The organism is Rhizobium sp. SEMIA 4085 (assembly GCF_013004495.1).
In the GTDB taxonomy this organism is placed as follows: Bacteria; Pseudomonadota; Alphaproteobacteria; order Rhizobiales; family Rhizobiaceae; genus Rhizobium; species Rhizobium gallicum.
On the sequence record NZ_JABEPH010000393.1, the window covers coordinates 1 to 5185 of the forward strand.

The window sequence follows — 5185 nt, forward strand, 5'->3', positions numbered from 1 at the left end:
TGCACCTGGAACACCGACTTAGCAATGTCGAGTCCAATCGTGGTAATCTCTTCCATGGATGGCTCCTCCCATGCGGTTCCTGAACAACACCGCAAATATGGCACATCGCGATGCCGGCGGAGGAGCCGTCCACAGCATCAAAAGCGGTCGTCGCGGCGAATACAATCTAATAGCCTAGCTGTGGGCTAGCAAGGCGCAGCTCTTCCTTCTGCAACGCAACAGTGCAGAATCTTGGCATGAGCCAGCCGATTCAGAACACCGCCGAGGCCCACCATTACATCCCAAAATTCTACAGGAAGCGATGGACGACAAACGGCCTGCTCACGATATACGAGCTGACGGAAAATGGTCTGCATATCCGGGAGGGTTCGCCTAAACGACGGGCTATCTCAGTAAGCTTTACTCCATGAAGAGCGTGCCACCTGAGGAGGCAGCAGACATCGAGAAGGAGTTCTTTGCGCCAGCCGACACTCTTGCCGAGAAGGCAATGCATGCCCTCGGCAGCGGTCGCACGATATACAAGGACAACTTCCGCGAGGCGTGGGCTCAGTATATCGTCGGCTTGCTTATCAGGTGTCCGGAAGACTTAGAGCTTATGCGGGAGAACTGGCTTAACTACGTGATTGATGTGCCCGCGCATTGGGAGCTTGCCTATGCGGAGACGAGAAAGCCGGGCGAGCCAGCGGCGCTGGCCGACAAAATCAAGCTGATGACATCCGTCAGCTCGAAGCGCAGCTTGGACTGCGTTCGTTGGCTCGTGCGCGCAGCCGCGGCGTGATCTTCGGATGAGCGCGCAGATGCAGATCCTCGGTCCCGATGCAAAGCCGCTTGCTCCACAAGTGAGGGCGGCTGTGCGCCTGCAGATGGCAAAGAACCGGGCCATGTCTTCGGCGGCCTATGTCGGCGCCTCCTACGATCATCCGAACTTCGCCAAGTGGAAGCCGGGCACCTGGTCCGGGCAGACCGCGCTCAGGCGTGCGCGCCATCTTCCGGAAGTGGCGGGACGTCGATGAAGGCGAAGAGCAGGGGCAGGCCGTCGAAGGCACAACACACCTGCTTTCCGTCGCGCATTCAAAGGTGCCCGATCTCGTCAGCCAGCGCGACAGCGTGACGATCTTCGAACTCGACGCCCTGCAGTAGCGGATCGAGCCCGGCAGCACCTTTCAAATCAAGAACCACGCCGACGATGCGCGCTCGATGCTCCGCATCTATCTCTCGGGAGACATCTGACATGAGCAAGACCGATCAGATCGAAGAAGCGAAGGTCGTCCGCGAGGATCCTGTTGCCAAGCTCTATCGCGACCTTCGCACCGCGGGTGACGGGCCGGACAAGACGGTCGCTCGCAAGCTGGTCGCCGGCATGACGCAGCGTCCATGGGAGCAACTTCCGCCTGGCCTGAAATCGGCCATACGCGCCGATATCGGCCGCTTCGTCGACGACAATAAGACGATAGAAGACGTGGTCGCAGCCGGCTATGCGCACGCTCTGGGCGACGATCTGCGGAACGCATTGGAGATGACAGCAAGTCCCACCAAAAGTCCCACGAGAGATTCAAGTAGCACTTCTAAGGTATTGAAATAAGGCGAAAATTTGGACTAGAGGACCATTTCCCCCAGTCAAGTGCGCTACCAGACTGCGCTACATTCCGTCACATGCCTCATTCGCTAGGCCTCAACAATTTCGCTGATCCCTATATCGAACCAGCGCCCTTGATCCAGTCAAGTGCGCTACCTGGTTGCGCTACGCCTCGACCTGCCGAAACAGCTTGTTTCGTTTAGTTTTTTCGTGTCGCCCAATGCAAGCGGAAAAAGCCGTACTCCGCGCAAAAAGCCGATGTGCCACTTATGCTCCGACGATTCCGATTCCGATGCCTCCGATTGTCGTCACGGTCCATGCCTCGTAGTCCGAAATCGAGAAGTGCGGTGTTTCGAAGGGCGTGGCATGTGTCGTGGTAATGACGGTGACATCGGCTCCTGCTCCTTCTCCCGCAAGTATGCCCGCAACCGCGTCTTCGAAGACCAAGCAGCGTTTCGGATCGACACCCAGGCGGCTGGCGCCGAGCAGGTAGCATTCCGGGCTAGGCTTGCCTGCCTGGACTTCCTCGCCGGTGACGATGACCTTCGGCATCGGGATGCCGGCGGCGGCCATGCGTCGCTTGGCGAGTTCAAATGGGGCGGAGGTGACGATCGCCCATCTGTTGGCGGGAATGCCGTTCAGAAAGCGGACTGCGCCGGGGATCTGCACGATGCCGTCGACGTCTTCCATTTCCTCGATCAGGAGTTTTTTCGCTTCAAGCATCGGATCCACACCGGGAAGTGCCAGTTGACGGATGGTGTCGCTGGCACGGACGCCGTGTATCGTCTTCAGGAACACTTCCGGCTCGAGGCCGTGATCCTTTGCCCAATCGCCCCAGATACGCTCAACGACCGCTATGGAGTTAAGCAGCGTGCCGTCCATGTCGAAGAGGAATGCATCGTAGGCTTTGCCGGGTACATTGAGTGAGGACACAGGGGAATTCCTTGTGAAAACGGGCTTTGTAAGCAGAAAGGCGGACGGAGATCAGGATTGTCTCTCTGTTTTCTGTCGATTCTCTGTGCACGAGTCCTTTCGTGCGATCCTCTCTAAACAGATGCCGGCGGCTTTGCCAAGGTCGGTGCCTCGTCAGCGAAGCAGCAGGCGGCTGCGACCTTTTCCGGAACAACGGACCCGTGGGGGCGTTTTTTGATCAAGGCTGGGTAGGAAAAGGAGTTTGCACTATGCGCAAGACCATGCTGGCTACGGCCGCCGTAACGCTGACGGTCTGCTCTACCGCCTTCGCGCAGAGTACGGTAATCGTCGACCCTGCACCCACCGGCTCCATCGTCTTGCCGGGGGAAGTTCGCACCTATGTGATGGAGCAGCAGGTACCTTCCGTCGTCTATGAGGGCGATGTCGTCGTCGGAACGACGCTTCCGGAGACGGTTGAAATCCACGAGGTCCCGGATATGGACGGTTATGCTTATACCGTCGTCAACAATCGCAGAGTGATCGTCGAACCTCAGACGCACCGCGTCATTCAAATCCTTGAGTGATCAGATTAGGCGCGAAGCTCAAAAGCTTCGCGCCCATGTCCTCCGAGAGCAAGACACAGGCATCTCATCCTCAGGAAGCCTTGGTCCAGAGCCGGCGATGATCAGCCTTCCCGGCGCATGACGGGTGCAGCTACCGCCAGCCGCATGCGAGCACCACCGCTGCGAGCGCCGGATTCGCCTACCCTCCCGTCGGAAAAGACGCTGCTTCCGGCGAAATTTTCCATGGGAGACGGCAATCGGCGTCGACGATACCGCCTGGAATTGGCCGACCTTCGTCACCCCGTCTGTCACCGTCCAGTGCCCGGTCACGGGCCGCATTCCTAAGGCACAAGGATTTTTAGCGCACTTGATCGAGAAGGCGCTTGCATTCCAGAAGATCGTAGAGCGCCTCCTGCAGAAGCGCCCTGTCCTCCTTGCTGACGCTCGACTTGCCGATCGAGACTTCAGACTGATCGTCGTCGCCGGCGACGAAATTGAAGAAGCGGCGGGTAATCGGCGGCTTTGCGCGGCCGACCAGCTGATCCTCCTCCGCAATGCCGACGCGCGGTTCACCCGGAGCGCTGTCCCTGCCACCCGCGGCAAGCGCCTCGACGCTGGCGAGATCGCCTTGCGCGACAGCGACGACGAACTTGTTGCCGTTGGTCTTCAGGAGCTTCTGAACGCCCTTGATCGTATAGCCATGGTCGTAAAGGAGATGGCGGATGCCCTTCAGCAGATCCACGTCTTCCGGCCGGTAATAGCGGCGCCCGCCGCCCCTCTTCATTGGCTTTATCTGCGGAAAGCGCGTTTCCCAAAAACGCAGAACGTGTTGCGGCAGATCGAGGTCGTCAGCGACTTCGCTGATTGTTCGGAAGGCATCGGGGCTCTTGTCCAAGGTCGTACTCCCTACGCGATCACCGGTGGCGGTCCAAACCGCGACTCATCATATTTCAACGGTTTGCGGCGTTGAATTCAAGTCATGTCTTCGCGTACCCACAAGCCCGAAAGCGCGGTTGGAGAAAAATGATCAGGAGGCAGCAATCAGGGACAGATATTCAACTTATCCCATTGCACCCTTACATGGCCGGATTTGCGGGCTTCTGCTTGACCTTGCGCAGGGTGTGCGCCTTGAGAATACGGGTCTTCAGGACGTTCGAAGCCTTGAAGGTCATCACCCGGCGGGGCGAGATCGGCACTTCTTCGCCCGTCTTGGGGTTGCGGCCGATGCGCTCATTCTTATCGCGGACCTGGAAGGTGGCGAAGGAGGAAAGCTTGACGGTTTCGCCGCGGACGATGGCGTTGCAGATTTCGTCGAGCACGGTCTCGACGAGTTCGGCGGATTCGGTCCTGGAGAGACCGACCTTCCGGAAAACCGATTCCGCCAGGTCTGCTCGCGTCACTGTCTTTCCGGTCATGGTCTCCCCGCCAATTCTACAAAATATTTTTTAAAAGCGAGCAAAGACTATTTGTCTTGCGCCTTACGGTCAAGCTCTTGTTCGTCGCCAGTTTTTTGCGATTCTTCGCCGTCACCAGCGCAGCAGCAAAGCACCCCAGGTGAAGCCGCCGCCCATCGCCTCCAGCATCACCAGATCGCCTTTCTTGATGCGTCCATCGCCTGCTGCAGTGGCAAGTGCGAGCGGGATCGAGGCGGCTGAGGTGTTGCCGTGCAGGTCGACAGTGATGACGACCTTCTCGGGGGCGATATGCAGCTTCTTGGCGGAGCCGTCGATGATGCGGCGGTTCGCCTGGTGCGGCACAAGCCAGTCGAGATCTTCGGCGGTCGTACCCGTCGAATCGAAGGCGGCCTGGATTACGTCGGTGATCATGCCAACGGCATATTTGAAGACCTCGCGGCCTTCCATGCGCAGCTTGCCGACGGTGCCGGTGGTGGACGGGCCGCCATCGACGAAGAGTTTCTCCTTGTGCGAGCCATCGGAGCGAAGATGCGCCGTCAGGATGCCGCGATCGGCTGTCGTACCCTCACCTTCGGCAGCCTCGATCACGATCGCGCCGGCGCCGTCGCCGAAAAGCACGCAGGTGGTGCGGTCGTTCCAATCGAGGATGCGCGAGAAGGTTTCCGCACCGATCACGAGGGCACGCCTGGCGAGGCCGCCACGGATATAGGCGTCGGCCG

Annotated in this window: 9 protein-coding genes; 4 read left to right on the top strand and 5 right to left on the bottom strand. The window is 59.0% G+C overall.

Going from position 1 to position 5185, the window contains the following annotated elements:
* Nucleotides 1–406 precede the first annotated feature (406 nt).
* Together C9413_RS27340 and C9413_RS27345 are read left to right on the top strand one after the other, a co-directional pair.
* Nucleotides 407–778, top strand: a complete 372-nt coding sequence (locus tag C9413_RS27340; RefSeq protein WP_039844521.1) for a hypothetical protein — start codon at nt 407–409, stop codon at nt 776–778.
* A 7-nt stretch (nt 779–785) separates the two neighbouring features.
* On the top strand, nt 786–1013 hold the full coding sequence (locus C9413_RS27345; RefSeq protein ID WP_039844520.1) for a hypothetical protein: 228 nt from the start codon (nt 786–788) through the stop codon (nt 1011–1013).
* A gap of 58 nt (nt 1014–1071) precedes the next feature.
* Here C9413_RS27345 and C9413_RS27350 read toward each other — a convergent pair whose 3' ends face one another.
* A complete protein-coding gene (locus tag C9413_RS27350; protein WP_170251162.1) occupies nt 1072–1233 on the bottom strand; it encodes a hypothetical protein in 162 nt (53 codons plus the stop codon).
* On the opposite strand from C9413_RS27350, the gene C9413_RS27355 reads away from it, so the two are divergent.
* A complete protein-coding gene (locus C9413_RS27355) occupies nt 1232–1582 on the top strand; it encodes a hypothetical protein (protein ID WP_052451499.1) in 351 nt (116 codons plus the stop codon). The two genes, C9413_RS27350 and C9413_RS27355, sit on opposite strands and share 2 nt — an antisense overlap.
* Before the next feature lie 261 nt (nt 1583–1843).
* Here the strand turns inward: C9413_RS27355 and C9413_RS27360 are convergent, their stop codons facing one another.
* Complete coding sequence (locus C9413_RS27360; RefSeq protein ID WP_039844519.1) at nt 1844–2509, bottom strand: HAD family hydrolase; 666 nt, start codon at nt 2507–2509, stop codon at nt 1844–1846.
* 248 nt (nt 2510–2757) lie between these two features.
* Here C9413_RS27360 and C9413_RS27365 point away from each other — a divergent pair, with 248 nt between their 5' ends.
* Nucleotides 2758–3072, top strand: a complete 315-nt coding sequence (locus C9413_RS27365) for a DUF1236 domain-containing protein (protein WP_039844518.1) — start codon at nt 2758–2760, stop codon at nt 3070–3072.
* Between the two features lie 337 nt (nt 3073–3409).
* Here C9413_RS27365 and C9413_RS27370 read toward each other — a convergent pair whose 3' ends face one another.
* The 3 genes from C9413_RS27370 to C9413_RS27380 all read right to left on the bottom strand — a co-directional run.
* Complete coding sequence (locus tag C9413_RS27370) at nt 3410–3946, bottom strand: MerR family transcriptional regulator (RefSeq protein ID WP_039844517.1); 537 nt, start codon at nt 3944–3946, stop codon at nt 3410–3412.
* Between the two features lie 181 nt (nt 3947–4127).
* Nucleotides 4128–4466 carry an integration host factor subunit alpha gene (locus C9413_RS27375; RefSeq protein ID WP_022714764.1) on the bottom strand — a complete coding sequence of 113 codons (339 nt, stop codon included), beginning with the start codon at nt 4464–4466 and terminating at the stop codon, nt 4128–4130.
* 111 nt (nt 4467–4577) lie between these two features.
* A partial coding sequence (locus tag C9413_RS27380; protein WP_170251163.1) for a beta-ketoacyl-ACP synthase 3 occupies nt 4578–5185 on the bottom strand: 608 nt, incomplete at its 5' end.

Bases quoted from the DNA above. Each gene is read 5' to 3' on its own strand.
- C9413_RS27340 (WP_039844521.1), top strand. From the start codon at position 407: ATGAAGAGCGTGCCACCTGAGGAGGCAGCAGACATCGAGAAGGAGTTC.
- C9413_RS27345 (WP_039844520.1), top strand. From the start codon at position 786: ATGAGCGCGCAGATGCAGATCCTCGGTCCCGATGCAAAGCCGCTTGCT.
- C9413_RS27355 (WP_052451499.1), top strand. From the start codon at position 1,232: ATGAGCAAGACCGATCAGATCGAAGAAGCGAAGGTCGTCCGCGAGGAT.
- C9413_RS27350 (WP_170251162.1), bottom strand. From the start codon at position 1,233: ATGTCAGATGTCTCCCGAGAGATAGATGCGGAGCATCGAGCGCGCATC.
- C9413_RS27365 (WP_039844518.1), top strand. From the start codon at position 2,758: ATGCGCAAGACCATGCTGGCTACGGCCGCCGTAACGCTGACGGTCTGC.
- C9413_RS27375 (WP_022714764.1), bottom strand. From the start codon at position 4,466: ATGACCGGAAAGACAGTGACGCGAGCAGACCTGGCGGAATCGGTTTTC.